Origin of the sequence: Micromonospora sp. WMMD998 (assembly GCF_029581235.1) — a bacterium.
Classification (GTDB): Bacteria; Actinomycetota; Actinomycetes; order Mycobacteriales; family Micromonosporaceae; genus Micromonospora.
Genome location: NZ_CP120740.1, coordinates 6,446,260 through 6,460,627 on the forward strand (window position 1 = coordinate 6,446,260; position 14,368 = coordinate 6,460,627).

The following is a 14,368-nucleotide window of genomic DNA, read 5'->3' on the forward strand; positions in this document are numbered from 1 at the left end:
AAAACGTGACGAGACGACGCCTGCTGGGCCTGGCCGTCCTGGTGGCGGCGTTGCTGGTCGCCGGCGGCGCGGTGGTGACCACCCGGCTGGTCGGGCACCACTCGCCGACCGGGGCCGCCGCCCCGGCCACCTCGCCGCCCGGCTCACCCACGCCGGCAGCGACGAGCGCCAGCCCGACCCCACCGCCCGGCGCCGACCTGACCGGCCCGCTCAACCTGATGCTCGTCGGCGTCGACACCCGGGTCAGCATCCCCGGCTGGGAACCGCACGCCGACGCCGTGCTGGTGCTGCACGTGCCCGCCGGGCTGGACCGGGCGTACCTCTTCTCCCTCCCCCGCGACCTGGTGGTCGACATCCCCGCCTACCCGAAGGCGCGCTACCCGGGCGGGAAGACCAAGCTCACCCACGCGATGAGCTACGGCAGCCGGGTCCCGGGCGACAAGGCCCACCCCAGCACCGCCCAGGGGTACGAGCTGCTGCGCACCACCGTCTCCCGCTACACCGGGCTGCGCATCGACGCCGGCGCCGTGATCACCTTCGGTGGCTTCGACAAGCTGGTGGACACGCTCGGCGGCGTCGACCTCTACGTCGACCAGAAGGTCGCCTCCCGGCACCGCCGCCCGGACGGGACGATGCGACCGCTGAGCGGAGGCGGCTACCACGGGCCGCAGATGGTCTATCAGAAGGGCAACCGGCACCTCACCGGCTGGCAGGCGCTCGACTACGCGCGGCAGCGTTACACCGCCGGCGGCGACTACACCCGGCAGCGGCACCAGCAGCAGCTCATCCGCGCGCTTGCCGGCAAGCTCGTCGGGCAGGGCACGGCCCGCGACCCGCAGCGGGTCGAGCAGGTCGTCGCCGCGCTCGGCAAGACCCTGGTGTACGTCGGGGGCGCGCGGAAACTGATCGACTTCTCCTACGCCCTGGGCGGGATCCCGGCGGACCGGATCACCCTGGTCGGGCTCCCCGGCAGCGGCGTGGGCAGCGGCGCGTCCTACCGCGGCGAGCAGCTCCAGAAGCTGGGCCGGGACTTCCTCACCGCGCTGCGCGGCGGCCGGGTCGAGGCGTTCCTGACCGCGCACCCGTCCCTGCGCGTCAAGACCTGAGGTGTTAGGCGGGGGCCCCGGTTATGCAGAAAGCGTTAAGCGGGGGCCCTTCCTTACCGGGGCTTGGGGGTGGGTGGCCGCTCGGTGCCGAACAGCCAGGCGTCGAAGAGCTTGTCGAGCTTCTTCCCGGACACCCGCTCCGCCAGCGCCACGAAGTCCGCCGTGGTGGCGTTGCCGTCCTTCCACTCCGCCGCCCAGGTGCGCAGGATCGTGAAGAACGCGGTGTCGCCCACCGCCACCCGCAGCGCGTGCACGGTCATCCCGCCCCGGTCGTAGACCGAGCTGCCGAACAGGTTCTCCACCCCCGGCTTGCCCGGCGGCGTCCGCCAGAGCAGGGTGGAGGCACCGGCGTACTTCTGCTCGAACGTGCGCTGCACGGTCGACTTTCCGGTGTGCTCGGCCCACAGCCACTCCGCGTACGTGGCCAGCCCCTCGTTGAGCCAGATGTCCTGCCAGCGCCGGATCGAGACGCTGTCGCCGTACCACTGGTGGGCCAGCTCGTGCGCCACCACGTCGGTGTTGTCGCCCTGTCGGAAGAAGCTGGCCCCGTAGACCGGCCGGCTCTGCGTCTCCAGCGCGTACCGGATCCGGCTGTCCGCCACCACCACACCGCCGTACGCGCCGAACGGGTACGGCCCGAAGATGCTCTCCAGGTAGTCGGCGACCTCGACGGTGCGGGCGATCGAACGGTCCGGCGCGCCCTCCGGCAGTTGCGTGGTGACCGCGCTCCAGACCGGGCGGCCCTTGTGCTCGTCGGTGGTGACGCGGAACTTCCCGATCACCACGGTGGTCAGGTAACTGGCCATCGGCGAGCCCTCCGACCAGCGCCAGGTGGTCCAGTCGCCGCTGGTCGTCTTCCCCTTCGGCACGCCGTTGCCGACCGCCGTCAACCCCTTCGGCACGGTGATCTCGACGTCGTAGGTGGCCTTGTCCGACGGGTGGTCGTTGACCGGAAACCAGGTGCTCGCCGACTGCGGCTGGCCGAGCGCGATCGCCCCGTCCGCGGTGTGCAGCCAGCCGCCCTCGCCGAGCGCCTCGCTGCGCAGCGCCTCCGGCCGGCCGCCGTACCGGATCTCGGCGACGAACCCGTTGCCGGAGGTGAGGCCGGCGGCCGGCGTGACCACCAGTTCGTCGTCGGTGCGGGCGTGCCGGGCGGCGGCGCCGTCCACGGTGACCGAGCGGACGGTGAGCCCGGCCAGGTCCAGGTTGAACGCGGACAGGTCGGCCGTCGCGGTGGCCCGCACCGTCGTGGTGCCGGTGAGCTTGTCGGTGTCCGGGTCGTAACGCACCTTGATCGTGTAGCTCGCGACGTCGTAGCCGCCGTTGCCGTAGGTGGGGAAGTAGGCGTCGCCCGCGCCGGCTGCGCCGGGCGCGAAGCTGCGGGAGGCGGTCGGGCCGGGGTCGGAGGGCGCCGCGGCGCTCCGGTCCGGCTCGGCCGATCCGCAGCCGGCCAGCAGCAGCGTCCCGCAGGCCAGCAGCCCGAGCCGTCGTCGTCCGCCGCGCCGTGCCATCGCCTCGATCCTTCCCCGGGCCCGTTCGGCGGCCCCGCCCCGGGGCCGCTTCGCCCGCGGCAGCCTACCCAGTGCCGATCACGCCCGCGTCACGGCAACCCCGCGTCCGGGCGGGGCCCTCAGGGCAGGCCCGGCGGTGTCCCGCCGACCAGCCAGGCGTCCAGGAGCGCCCGCAGCGGGCGGCCGGCGGCCCGCTCCGCGTACCCGATGAAGTCGGCGGTGGTGACGTTGCCGTCGCGTCGCTCGGCCAGCCACCCGCGCAGCACGCGGTAGAACGTCTCGTCGCCGACCGCGCGGCGCAGCGCGTGCACCGCCAACGCGCCCCGCTGGTAGACCGCGTCACCGAACATGCCGGCCCGGCCCGGGTCGACCGACGGCTTCGACCAGTCGGTGGCGGCGTACCGGTCGGCGACGGTCCGCGCCACGGTCCGCCCGCCGTCGTGCTCGGCCCAGAGCCATTCGGCGTACGTGGCGAAGCCCTCGTTGAGCCAGATGTCGCTCCACCGGGCCACCGACACGCTGTCGCCGAACCACTGGTGGGCCAGCTCGTGCGCGACCACCTCGGTGTTCGGCCGTCCACTCCGGAAGAAGCCGGGCCCGTAGACCGGGCGCGTCTGGGTCTCCAGCGCGTACCGGATCCGGTCGTCGGCGACCGCCACCCCGCCGTACGCGTCGAACGGGTACGGCCCGAAGCGCGCGGCCAGGAAGTCGACCACCTCGCCGGTGCGGGCCACCGACGCGGCGGCCGGCCCGTCCGCGGGCAGCGTCGCGGCGACGGCGGTGACGAGCGGTTTACCGCCGTGGGTGCCGGTGGTGACCCGGTAGTCGCCGATCACCAGCGTGGTCAGGTAGCTGGCCATCGGCGAACGCTCCGACCAGCGCCAGGTGGTCCAGCCGCCGGCGGTCGTCCGCCCCTTCGGGACGCCGTTGGCGAGCGCGGCGAGCCCGTCCGGCACGGTGACCGCGACGTCGTAGGTGGCCTTGTCCGACGGGTGGTCGTTGACCGGAAACCAGGTGCTCGCCGACTGCGGCTGGCCGAGCGCGATCGCCCCGTCCGGCGTGTGGTGGAAGCCGCCGTCGCCCAGCACGGGGTCGGGCAGCGGCCGGGGCACCCCGCCGTACGCCACCTCGACGGTGAACCGCTTCCCGGCCGGCAGCCCGTGCGCGGGCGTGACGATCAGCTCCGCGCCGTCCCGCCGGTGCCGGGCCGGCGCGCCGTCCACCGCGACCCGGTCGACGGTGAGGCCGGCCAGGTCGAGTTGGAACGCCGACAGCGCCCGGGTGGCGGTGACGGTGAGCGTGGCGGTGCCGGTCAGCCGGTCGTCGGCCGGGTCGTAGCGGACGTCGAGCGCGTAGTGCCCGACGTCGTAGCCGCCGTTGCCGGCCCCCGGCACGTACGGGTCACCGGCGTCCGCCGCGCCCGGCCGGAACCCGCCGTCGTCGGCGCCCGTGCACCCGCCGGCGGCGAGCGCCACCGCCAGCACGCCCGCCACCCAGACCCGCCTGTGCGTCATCCTCCGACCCTAGGGGCCGGACGGCGTGAGCCGGCGGCGTTGCGGCCACGTGTCAGGGGCGGTCCAGGACCAGGCTGACCTTCTGGAACTCCTTGAGGTCGCGGTAGCCGCACTTGGCCATCGCGCGGCGCAGCCCGCCGAAGAGGTTGAGCTGGCCGTCCGGCTCGTCCGCCGGGCCGAACAGCAGCTTCTCCATCGAGCCGAGCGGCTCGCCGGCCACCTCGAACGCGCCCCGGGGCAGCGACGGGTGGCTGGCTGCGGAGTGCCACCAGGCGCCGCCGGCCGGCGCCTCCGCGCAGAGCGAGAGCGGCTCGCCGAGCATCACCGCGTCCGCGCCGCAGCCGAGCGCCTTGGCGATGTCGCCGGAGGTCTGCATGTCGCCGTCGGCGATCAGGTGCACGTACCGGCCGCCGGTCTCGTCCAGGTAGTCGCGGCGGGCCGCGGCGGCGTCGGCGATCGCGGTGGCCATCGGCACCCGGATGCCGAGCACCGACTCGGTGGTCGACCAGTCGTCGCCGCCGATGCCCACGATCACGCCGGCCGCGCCGGTGCGCATCAGGTGCAGCGCGGTCTTGTAGTCGGTGCAGCCTCCGACGATGACCGGCAGGTCGAGGTCGGCGATGAACTCCTTGAGGTTGAGCGGCTCGTCGGTGGTGGAGACGTGCTCGGCGGAGACGAGGGTGCCCTGGATGACCAGGATGTCCACGCCCGCGTCGAGGATCACCGGGGCCAGCGCCAGGGTGTGCTGCGGCGAGACCCGGACCGCCACCGTGCCGCCGCCGGCCCGCAGCTCGCGGACCCGCTCGGCGATCAGGTCGGGGCGGATCGGCTCGGCGTAGACCTCCTGGAGGCGCTTCGTGGTGCGGGCGTCCTCGCCGAGGCCGGCCAGCTCCTCCAGGATCTTGGTCGGGTTCTCGTACCGGGTCCAGAGGCCCTCGACGTTGAGCACGCCGAGGCCGCCCAGCTCACCGAGGCGCACCGCGGAGGCGGGGCTCATGGTGGCGTCCGAGGGGTGCGCGACGCAGGGGATGCCGAACGGGTAGGCGTCGAGCTGCCACGCGGTGGAGACGTCGTCGACGTCCCGGGTGCGGCGGCTCGGCACGATGGCGATGTCGTCCAGGTGGTAACCGCGCTGCGCGGTCTTGCCCAGCCCGATCTCGACCACGTCACGCATGGGTACTCCAGGTGTGTTCGGGGGTGGAGGGAGGGGTCAGCGGGAGTGGTAGTTGGGCGCCTCGACGGTCATCTGGATGTCGTGCGGGTGGCTCTCCTTGAGCCCGGCCGCGGTGATCCGGATGAGCTGCCCACGCCGGTGCAGCTCCGGGATGCTCTCCGCGCCGACGTATCCCATCGCGGCGCGCAGGCCGCCGGCGAGCTGGTGGGCGACCTGGGCCAGCGGGCCGCGGTAGGGCACCTGCCCCTCGACGCCCTCGGGGACCAGCTTGTCCTCGGCCATCACGTCCTGCTGGAAGTAGCGGTCCTTGGAGTAGGACTTGCCCTGACCGCGGGACTGCATCGCGCCGAGCGAGCCCATCCCCCGGTATGCCTTGTACTGCTTGCCGTTGATGAAGATCAGCTCGCCGGGGCTCTCCTCGCAGCCGGCCAGCAGGCTGCCGAGCATCACCGCGTCGGCGCCGGCCACGAGCGCCTTGGCGATGTCACCGGAGTATTGGATGCCGCCGTCGCCGATCACCGGCACGCCGGCCGGACGGGCGGCCCGGGCCGCCTCCATGATCGCGGTGATCTGCGGGACGCCCACCCCGGCCACGATCCGGGTGGTGCAGATGGCGCCCGGCCCGACGCCCACCTTGATGCCGTCGGCGCCGGCGTCGACGAGCGCCTTCGCGCCCGCGTACGTGGCGACGTTGCCGCCCACGATGTCGATCGTCACGTCCCGCTTGAGCCGGGCGACCATCTCCAGCACGGCCCGCTGGTGGCCGTGCGCGGTGTCCACGACGACCACGTCGACACCGGCGTCGACCAGGGCGCGGGCCCGCTTGTAGCCGTCCTCGCCCACGCCGACCGCGGCGGCGACCCGGAGCCGGCCCGCCTCGTCCTTGGTGGCGTTCGGGTACTGCTCGCTCTTGGTGAAGTCCTTGACCGTGATCAGCCCGCGCAGCTTGCCGGAGTCGTCGACGATCGGCAGCTTCTCCACCTTGTGGCGGCGCAGCAGGGCGAGCGCCTCGTCCTTGCTCACCCCGACCGGCGCGGTGATCAGCGGGGTGCGGGTCATGATGTCGCGGACCGGCGTGGCCGGGTCGGAGACGAAGCGCATGTCACGGTTGGTGACGATGCCGACCAGTTGCCCCTGGCCGTCGACGAGCGGGACGCCGGAGATGCGGTAGCGACCGCAGAGCGCGTCCACGTCGCGGAGCGTGTCGTCCGGGCTGGCGGTCACCGGGTTGGTGATCATGCCGGACTCGGAGCGCTTGACCAGGTCCACCTGGAGTGCCTGGTCCTCGACGGAGAGGTTGCGGTGCAGCACGCCGATGCCGCCCTGGCGGGCCATGGCGATCGCCATCCGCCCCTCGGTGACGGTGTCCATCGCGCTGGAGAGCAGCGGCACGGTCAGCTCGATGGTGCGGGTGAGCCGCGTGCGGGTGTTGACCCGGCTGGGCACCACGTCCGACTCGCCCGGCTGGAGGAGCACGTCGTCGAAGGTCAGCCCGAGCGGCACCACCCGGGCGGAGCCGGCCGGCAGCTCGGGCAGATGGCCGCCCAGCTCGCCGTCCGGGCCGGTCGGGATCTCGGTGCTGGGCGAATTCTCCACGATTGCTCCCCTAGGTGACGGCGCGTCGCCTCATCGTACCCATTGGCCCGGCCGGCTCCGGCCGGTGTCGGGCCCTGCGTAGGCGGGGCCACAGCGCGGCCGGGGGCGGGCTTTCCGGCGGCGCGGGGTCTACGGTGAGGGGGTGCACGACGAGCCCATCGACCCGTTCAACGGCGACCCGGCCGATCCGGCTGCCGGCCTGCACGATTCCGGCGAGGAGGACGCACTCGACCCGCTGACCGAGGTCGAGCGGCAGGACGTGCTCGAGGATCTGGCCGATCTGGAGATCTACCAGGCGTTGCTCCAGCCGATCGGGGTGCGTGGCCTGGTGATCGAGTGTGAGGACTGCCGCGAGCCGCACTACTTCGACTGGGACCTGCTCCGGGGCAACCTGCGGCACCTGCTCAACTCGGGCCGCCCCCGGGTGCACGAGCCGGCCTACGACCCGGATCCCGACCACTACGTGAGCTGGGACTACGCCCGCGGCTACGCCGACGGGGTGCACGACACGCTCACCGAGAGCGCCGACGACGCCACGGAGTGACGTCCCGCCGTTGATCAGGCCACCAGGCCGGCCCGGAAGCCGGCCGCCACGGCGTGCGCCCGGTCGCGTGCGCCGAGCTTGCGGAACAGCCGCCGGGCGTGCGTCTTGACGGTGTCCTCGGAGACGAACAGCTCCCGCCCGATCTCCGCGTTGCTCTTGCCCTCCGCCATACCGAGCAGCACCTGAAGCTCGCGTTCGGTCAGCCCGACCGTGCCGCGCGCTGACCGCGCCGGGCGCTGGCCGGCACCCGGCTGGGTCTCCGTCCCCTCCGGCGCCGGGTCGTTCGCGTCCTCGCCGCGTTGCACCGGCACCATCGTGGGCAGGCCCGCGGGATCCGTCGGCGCCCCCGGCCAGCCGGGCCCACCCGGGGTACGCCCCGGCGCCGTCGCCCGGGTCGGCCCGCCGACCGCCGCCGTGTCCCGGGCCGTGTCGGCCACCCGGTTCCGGTGGGTCCGGCCGGGGGCGGAGAGCAGCAGCAGGGCCTTCGCCACCGCGCTGGTCAGGTCGTGGTCCGCGTTCTGGATCAGACCGCGCGCGCCGGCGCTGATGGTGGCCGCCGCCGACTCCGACTCCTCGACGCCGAGCAGCAACACCGCGGCCTGCGGGGCACGGGCGAGCACCCGACGCACGAAGCCGGCGCTGTCCGGCCGGGTCAGGGCGGTGTCGGCGAGCACCACGTCGACCGGGCGCTCAGCCAGCCGCAGCATCACCTCGGGATCGGAGACGGCCGTCCGGACCACGCCGGACAGCCCGAGCCGCGCCGCCGCCGAGGTCAGATGCTGGGCCGCCAATGGTGTCCGAACGCACACGAGAACGCTACGCACAGTGGGCTCCTCTCCGACTCAGAGCAGACCACGTACGGGTGGGGTCGGGAGGGGGTTCCGAGCAATCATCCGAACTTTTCCGGCATATGGGTCATATGCCACCGGTTGTCCGAGGTTTTCGATCACAGATGTGTGAGCCGGGGACGGCTCGGGTACCGGGACGTTCATCCGGAACCGGCATCCCGCGCGGACCGCCGCCCGGTAGCTGGCCACGAACATTCTCGCGGTGCCGCGCGGGAGGAGGGGTGCTGATGTCGAACGTACGTAGGCTGCCTGGACCCATCGTCGATCTCTGGGACTGGCAGCGGCTCGGCGCGTGCCGGGGCCGCGACAGCGCCCAGTTCTTCCACCCGGACGGCGAGCGCGGCTCGTCCCGGCTGCGCCGCGAGTCCGGCGCGAAGTCGGTCTGCCGCGCCTGCCCGGTGCGCGCCGAGTGCGCCGCCCACGCCCTCGCCGTCCGCGAGCCGTACGGCGTCTGGGGCGGGTTCAGCGAGTCCGAGCGGCTGCGGCTGCTCGCCCTCGGTTGGGAGGACCTGGCCGACCGCCGGCAGTCCCGGGTGGACGTCGCCCGGCTCGAAGCCCGCCTCGGCCGGTCGCACAAGACCGCCGTGCCGGACCAGCGCAAGGTCGCCTGACCCGCACACACTTCCCGCCGCCGTGTCCCGCATCTCCGGGGCACGGCGGCGCTTCTTCTTGCTAGGCGGTCAGGGCACGGTCACCTTGACGGTGTGCCAGCCGGTCGCGCCGTCCGGGGCCACCGGGCTACGCCGCTCCGGCTGCGTCTCGCCGCCCGCGTCGGTGGCGCGTACCGCGAGGGTGTGCTCGCCCGGTGTCGCGTCCCAGCGCCACGACCACTGGACCCAGGTGTCCGACGACACCGCCGGGGCCAGCGTCGCCTCGCGCCAGGGGCCATCGTCGACCCGTACCTCCACCCGGCGGATGCCCCGGTGCTGGGCCCACGCCACGCCGGCGACCGTCACGGGGCCGGCGGCGGGACGGCTGCGCGCGCGGGGCGTGTCGATCCGGGACTGCGTCTTCACCGGGCCCTGCGCGGACCAGCCACGCGGCACCCAGTACGCGTCGAAATCGGCGAAGCTGGTCAGCTCCAGCTCCGTCACCCACTTGCACGCCGACACGTATCCGAAGAGGCCGGGCACCACCATCCGCACCGGGAAGCCGTGCTCGATCGGCAGCGGCTCGCCGTTCATCCCCACCGCGAGCAGCGCGTCCCGCCCGTCGCGCAGCACCGACGTGGGGGTGCCGCAGGTCCAGCCGTCCACCGCGCGCCCGACCACCTGGTCCGCGCCGTCCTCCGGGTCGGCCTCGTCCAGCAGCTCCTTGAGCGGTACGCCGAGCCAGCGGGCGTTGCCGATGAGGTCGCCACCCACCTCGTTGGAGACGCAGGCAAGCGTCACGTAGCGCTCGACCATCGGCCGGGCGAGCAGCTCGTCGAAGCTCAGCTCGATCGGGTTGCGGATCCGGCCGTGGATGCGCAGCCGCCAGGTGACCGGGTCCACCTGCGGCACCACGAGCGCGGTGTCGATCCGGTAGAACTCCCGGTTGGGCGTGACGTAGGGGGCGAGCCGGGGCAGGGACAGGTCCGCGCCGGCCGGCACCGGTGAAGCCGGTGTCGCCGGGGCGGGCAGCGTCACCGCCTCCCGGGCCGCCGAGACGCCCCGCCGTCCGGCCAGCCAGTGGCCGCCGAGCCCGGCCACCGCCGCCGCGCCGGTCAGCAGGCCGGCGCCGCGCAGGAACCGGCGTCGTGACTCCGCGTCGCGGCTCTCCAGCGGCTCCCAGCCACCCGGAGTCTCCTCCTCGCCCGCGAGCGCGGCCACCGCCGGAGGCGGCACCGGCCGGTGCCGGGACGCGGGCCCGGTGACCTCGGGAGGCGGCGTGGGTCCGGGCCGGGATGCCGGCGCGGGCCCGCCGGCGCCGCCGGAGAACGTCGCCGGATCGCCCGGCCGCAGCGGGCCGGCCACGAGCGCCCAGAGCGTGAGCCCGCCGACGGCGGCACCGACGAGCGAGGGCAGTGCGTCGAACGCATTCGCGCCGGCCCGGGTCAGCGCGGCGGCCACGCCGAGCACGGCGAACACGCCGATGCCGGCCAGGCCGACCACCAGCCGCCGGGCCGCCGCCAGGCCGAGCAGCGCCGCGAAGCCGGCCAGCAGCAGCGCGGTGCCGACCAGCAGCGCGATCTTGTCGTACGTGCCGAAGAGGTCGATGGCGAACTGCTTGAGCGGCTCGGGCACCAGGTCGACCACGAGGCCGCCGACGGCGATCAGCGGCGCGGACCGGGGACCGGTCAGGACGGCCACCGGCTCGGCGACGCCGAGTGCCACCACGGCGGCGACGACACCGGCCAGTGCCGCGGAGCGGCGGGAGATCGTGCTCACGCGGCCCAGTCTGGTCGACCGGTCGGGTCCGCCGCCAATTCCGTCAGCGTTCCGTAAGCGAATACGCCTCAGGGCACACCGCCGGCTCGGCGGTGTGCCCTGAGGTCGGGTCGTACTCCTCGGGTCAGAAGCCCGGGCCGTGCTGGTGGCCGTGGCCGTGCGAGTGGCCGTGCCCACCGGCGGCGGCCGGCTCCGGCTCGGCCGGCTTCTCCACGATCAGGCTCTCCGTGGTGAGCAGCAGGCCGGCGATCGAGGCGGCGTTGGTGACCGCGTTGCGGGTCACCTTCACCGGGTCGAGGATGCCGGCCTTGGCCAGGTCGACGTATTCGCCGACGGCGGCGTCGAGGCCGGTGCCCCATTCCTGGCCGGCGACCTTCTGCACCACCACGTAGCCGTCGTGGCCGGCGTTCTGGGCGATCCAGCGCAGCGGCTCGACGAGCGCCTTGCGCACGATCGAGACGCCGACCTTCTCGTCACCGGTGAAGCCCAGGTCGTCGTCGAGCACCGGCAGGATCTGGGCCAGGGCGGCACCGCCACCGGGGACCGTGCCCTCCTCCACCGCGGCCTTGGTCGCGGCGATGGCGTCCTCGATGCGGTGCTTGCGCTCCTTCATCTCGACCTCGGTGGCCGCGCCGACCTTGATCACCGCGATGCCGCCGGAGAGCTTCGCCAGCCGCTCGGCCAGCTTCTCCCGGTCCCACTCGGAGTCGGAGGCCTCGATCTCCTTGCGGATCTGGGCGACCCGGTCGGCGACCTCGGCGGACTGGCCGCCGCCGTCGACGACAGTGGTGTTCTCCTTGTCGACCACGACGCGGCGGGCGGTACCGAGCACCTCCAGGCCGACCTGGTCGAGCTTGTAGCCCAGCTCCGGGGCGACCAGCTCGGCGCCGGTCAGGATCGCCATGTCCTGGAGCATCGCCTTGCGCCGGTCGCCGAAGCCGGGGGCCTTCACCGCGCAGACCTTGACGGTCTTGCGGATGGCGTTGACCACGAGCGTGGACAGGGCCTGGCCCTCGACGTCCTCGGCGATGATGAGCAGCGGCTTGCTGTTCTGGAGGACCTTCTCCAGCAGCGGCAGCAGCTCCTCGATCGCCGAGATCTTCTGCGTGGTGATCAGGATGTACGGGTCCTCCAGGACCGATTCCTGTCCCTCCGCGTCGGTGACGAAGTTCGGCGAGATGAAGCCCTTGTCGAACTGGAGACCTTCGGTGACCTCCAGCTCGGTGGTGAGCGCGGAGCCCTCCTCGACGGTGATCACACCGTCGCGGCCGACCCGCTCCATCGCCTCGGCGATCAGCTCGCCGATGGTGGCGTCCTGCGCGGAGACGGTCGCCACGTGGGCGATCGACTCCTTGCTGGCGACCTCGACGGCCTTGTCGAGCAGCGCCTCGGAGACCTTCGTGGCCGCCGCGTCGATGCCCCGCTTCAGGCCGGTCGGGTTGGTGCCGGCGGCCACGTTGCGCAGGCCCTCGCGGACCATGGCCTGGGCCAGCACGGTCGCGGTGGTGGTCCCGTCGCCGGCGACGTCGTTGGTCTTCGTCGCCACCTCCTTGACCAACTGCGCGCCGAGGTTCTCGTACGGGTTGGTGAGCTCGATCTCCTTGGCGATGGTCACGCCGTCGTTGGTGATCGTAGGCACACCGAACTTCTTGTCCAGGACGACGTTGCGCCCGCGGGGGCCGAGGGTGACCTTGACCGCGTCCGCGAGGGCGTTGACACCGTGTTCGAGCAGGTGCCGGGCGTCATCCGAGAAGCTCAGGATCTTTGCCATCAGTATCCCTTCGAAGCGACGTTGCCCCGGCCCGGCGAGCCGGACCGGGGCAACGACACTGATCGGTTGCTTACTTCTCGATGACCGCGAGGACGTCGCGGGCGGAGAGCACCAGGTACTCCTCGCCGGCGTACTTGACCTCGGTGCCGCCGTACTTGGAGTAGAGAACGGTGTCGCCGACCTTCACGTCGACCGGCACGCGGTTGCCCTTGTCGTCGATCCGGCCCGGGCCGACAGCGAGGACGGTGCCCTCCTGCGGCTTCTCCTTGGCGGTGTCGGGGATCACGATGCCCGAGGCGGTGGTGGTCTCGGCCTCGTTCGCCTGCACCACGATGCGGTCCTCGAGCGGCTTGATCGCAACCTTGGTCGCGGTAGTCACGGGCATACCCTCCTGGGGTACTTGGTGTCGTTACCGGTCGGCACGCCGACCAGCGTCAATCTGCCACATGCCACCGGGCGGGGCCGTCGTCGCGGGTGCCGGTCCGCCTGGCGTTCAACCCCCGGACACCAGGGCCCGGAGGTTGGCACCCTCAGGGTGAGAGTGCTAATCGCAGGTTATTCCTCGGCTAGCACTCCGTCAAGGAGAGTGCCAGCGCGTCGTCCGCCGTGTCGCCCCGCGAGGCGGGTCGGGACAATGGGCGGGTGGATCTCGACCAGCTCGCCGCCCTGCGTACCCCCGAGGGGTCGGCCGCGCTCGCCGCGGCGGCGGAGGTGGCCGGCGGCGACCCCCTGGTCGCGGCGGGCGCGCTGCGCTCGGCCGGAATCCCGGGTGGGCTCGCGGCGGCGGCGCTGACCCAGGCGGAGCTGCGCCGCCGGGCGGCCGGCAAGTTCGGCGCGGCGGCGGCCGGGATGTTCCTCACCCGGCCCGGGCTGGAACAGGCCACCCGCCGGGTGGTCGCCGACCGGCGGGCCGCCCGGTTGCGCGCCGCGGGCGTGACCACGCTCGCCGACCTCGGGTGCGGGCTGGGCGCCGACGCGCTCGCCGCGGCCCGCGCCGGCATCCGGGTGTACGCGGTGGAGGCCGACCCGGTGACCGCCGCGATGGCCGCCGCGAACGCCGAGGCGGCCGGGCTGGCCGAGCTGGTGACGGTCGAGTGCGGCGACGCCACGGCGTTCGACGTGCGCCGGGTCGACGGCGCGTTCTGCGACCCGGCGCGGCGGCGCACCGGCACCGGTCGGCGCGTCTTCGACCCGAACGCCTACTCGCCGCCGTGGGGCTTCGTCACCGACCTGGCCGCGCGGGTGCCGCACACCGTGGTCAAGGTGGCGCCCGGCCTGGACCACGCGCTGATCCCGACCGGCGCCGAGGCGGAGTGGGTGAGCGTCGACGGCGACCTGGTCGAGGCCACCCTCTGGTGCGGCGCCCTGGCCACCGTCCCCCGCCGCGCCACCCTCCTGCGGTGCAAGGAGGGGCCCCCGCTTAACGCCTCCGGTAGAGGAGGGGGCCCTTCTTATCACCTCACCGGCACCGGTGGACAGGAGGCGACGGTGGGGCCCGTGCGGCGTTTCCTGTACGACCCGGACCCGGCCGTGGTGCGGGCGCACCTGGTCGCGGAGCTGGCCGCCGACCTCGACGCCACCCTCGCCGACCCGTCGATCGCCTACCTCTACGCGGACGCGGCGCGTCCCACCCCGTTCGCCCGCTGCCTGGAGATCACCGACGTGCTGCCGTTCTCGCTGAAGCGGCTGCGCGCCCTGCTGCGGGAGCGCCGGGTCGGCCGGGTGGAGATCCGCAAGCGGGGATCGGCGCTGGAGCCGGAGAAGCTGCGCCGCGACCTGCGGCTGGCCGGCGACGAGGCGGCCAGCCTGGTGCTGACCCGCGTGGCCGACGCGCCCACCGTGCTGATCTGCCGCCCGGCGCCGGCCGCCGCCTGATCGCCGTCCCCGCCGCCGCTTCCCGCTCGCGGGGAAGCGGCGGCGGGGTTAGCTTGGCGG

At 73.6% G+C, this 14,368-nt stretch carries 12 protein-coding genes; 4 read left to right on the forward strand and 8 right to left on the reverse strand.

The genetic code is table 11. The features are described 5' to 3' along the window. Positions 1-5: 5 nt before the first annotated feature. On the forward strand, positions 6-1,106 hold the full coding sequence (locus O7619_RS29345; RefSeq protein ID WP_282284731.1) for an LCP family protein: 1,101 nt from the start codon (positions 6-8) through the stop codon (positions 1,104-1,106). 53 nt (positions 1,107-1,159) lie between these two features. On the opposite strand, the gene O7619_RS29350 is transcribed toward O7619_RS29345, so the two are convergent. From O7619_RS29350 to guaB, 4 genes are all read right to left on the reverse strand, one after another. Next, positions 1,160-2,617, reverse strand: a complete 1,458-nt coding sequence (locus O7619_RS29350) for a M1 family metallopeptidase (RefSeq protein WP_282284736.1) — start codon at positions 2,615-2,617, stop codon at positions 1,160-1,162. 119 nt (positions 2,618-2,736) lie between these two features. Then, entirely contained in the window at positions 2,737-4,131 is a 1,395-nt protein-coding gene (locus tag O7619_RS29355) for a M1 family metallopeptidase (RefSeq protein WP_282284739.1), read from the reverse strand. 52 nt (positions 4,132-4,183) lie between these two features. After that, on the reverse strand, positions 4,184-5,305 hold the full coding sequence (locus tag O7619_RS29360) for a GuaB3 family IMP dehydrogenase-related protein (RefSeq protein ID WP_282284740.1): 1,122 nt from the start codon (positions 5,303-5,305) through the stop codon (positions 4,184-4,186). Between the two features lie 36 nt (positions 5,306-5,341). Further along, on the reverse strand, positions 5,342-6,901 hold the full coding sequence (gene guaB / locus O7619_RS29365; RefSeq protein WP_282284741.1) for an IMP dehydrogenase: 1,560 nt from the start codon (positions 6,899-6,901) through the stop codon (positions 5,342-5,344). Positions 6,902-7,043: 142 nt separating this feature from the next. On the opposite strand from guaB, the gene O7619_RS29370 reads away from it, so the two are divergent. Beyond that, positions 7,044-7,445, forward strand: coding sequence for a DUF5319 domain-containing protein (locus O7619_RS29370; protein WP_282284742.1), 402 nt, complete (start codon positions 7,044-7,046; stop codon positions 7,443-7,445). 14 nt (positions 7,446-7,459) lie between these two features. Here the strand turns inward: O7619_RS29370 and O7619_RS29375 are convergent, their stop codons facing one another. After that, a complete protein-coding gene (locus O7619_RS29375; RefSeq protein WP_282284743.1) occupies positions 7,460-8,269 on the reverse strand; it encodes a response regulator transcription factor in 810 nt (269 codons plus the stop codon). A 251-nt stretch (positions 8,270-8,520) separates the two neighbouring features. On the opposite strand from O7619_RS29375, the gene O7619_RS29380 reads away from it, so the two are divergent. Then, on the forward strand, positions 8,521-8,904 hold the full coding sequence (locus O7619_RS29380; RefSeq protein ID WP_282284744.1) for a WhiB family transcriptional regulator: 384 nt from the start codon (positions 8,521-8,523) through the stop codon (positions 8,902-8,904). Positions 8,905-8,973: 69 nt separating this feature from the next. Here the strand turns inward: O7619_RS29380 and O7619_RS29385 are convergent, their stop codons facing one another. The 3 genes from O7619_RS29385 to groES form a co-directional block, all read right to left on the reverse strand. Continuing rightward, positions 8,974-10,662 carry a molybdopterin-dependent oxidoreductase gene (locus O7619_RS29385; RefSeq protein WP_282284745.1) on the reverse strand — a complete coding sequence of 563 codons (1,689 nt, stop codon included), beginning with the start codon at positions 10,660-10,662 and terminating at the stop codon, positions 8,974-8,976. A 124-nt stretch (positions 10,663-10,786) separates the two neighbouring features. Further along, entirely contained in the window at positions 10,787-12,433 is a 1,647-nt protein-coding gene (gene groL / locus O7619_RS29390) for a chaperonin GroEL (protein ID WP_282284746.1), read from the reverse strand. 70 nt (positions 12,434-12,503) lie between these two features. Then, positions 12,504-12,818, reverse strand: a complete 315-nt coding sequence (gene groES / locus O7619_RS29395) for a co-chaperone GroES (RefSeq protein ID WP_088998427.1) — start codon at positions 12,816-12,818, stop codon at positions 12,504-12,506. Positions 12,819-13,075: 257 nt separating this feature from the next. Between groES and O7619_RS29400 the strand changes: the two genes are divergently transcribed. Further along, positions 13,076-14,308, forward strand: a complete 1,233-nt coding sequence (locus O7619_RS29400) for a methyltransferase domain-containing protein (RefSeq protein ID WP_282284747.1) — start codon at positions 13,076-13,078, stop codon at positions 14,306-14,308. Positions 14,309-14,368: the final 60 nt, after the last annotated feature.

Bases quoted from the DNA above. Each gene is read 5' to 3' on its own strand.
- O7619_RS29380 (WP_282284744.1), top strand. From the start codon at position 8,521: ATGTCGAACGTACGTAGGCTGCCTGGACCCATCGTCGATCTCTGGGAC.
- groL (WP_282284746.1), bottom strand. From the start codon at position 12,433: ATGGCAAAGATCCTGAGCTTCTCGGATGACGCCCGGCACCTGCTCGAA.
- O7619_RS29350 (WP_282284736.1), bottom strand. From the start codon at position 2,617: ATGGCACGGCGCGGCGGACGACGACGGCTCGGGCTGCTGGCCTGCGGG.
- O7619_RS29355 (WP_282284739.1), bottom strand. From the start codon at position 4,131: ATGACGCACAGGCGGGTCTGGGTGGCGGGCGTGCTGGCGGTGGCGCTC.
- O7619_RS29360 (WP_282284740.1), bottom strand. From the start codon at position 5,305: ATGCGTGACGTGGTCGAGATCGGGCTGGGCAAGACCGCGCAGCGCGGT.
- groES (WP_088998427.1), bottom strand. From the start codon at position 12,818: ATGCCCGTGACTACCGCGACCAAGGTTGCGATCAAGCCGCTCGAGGAC.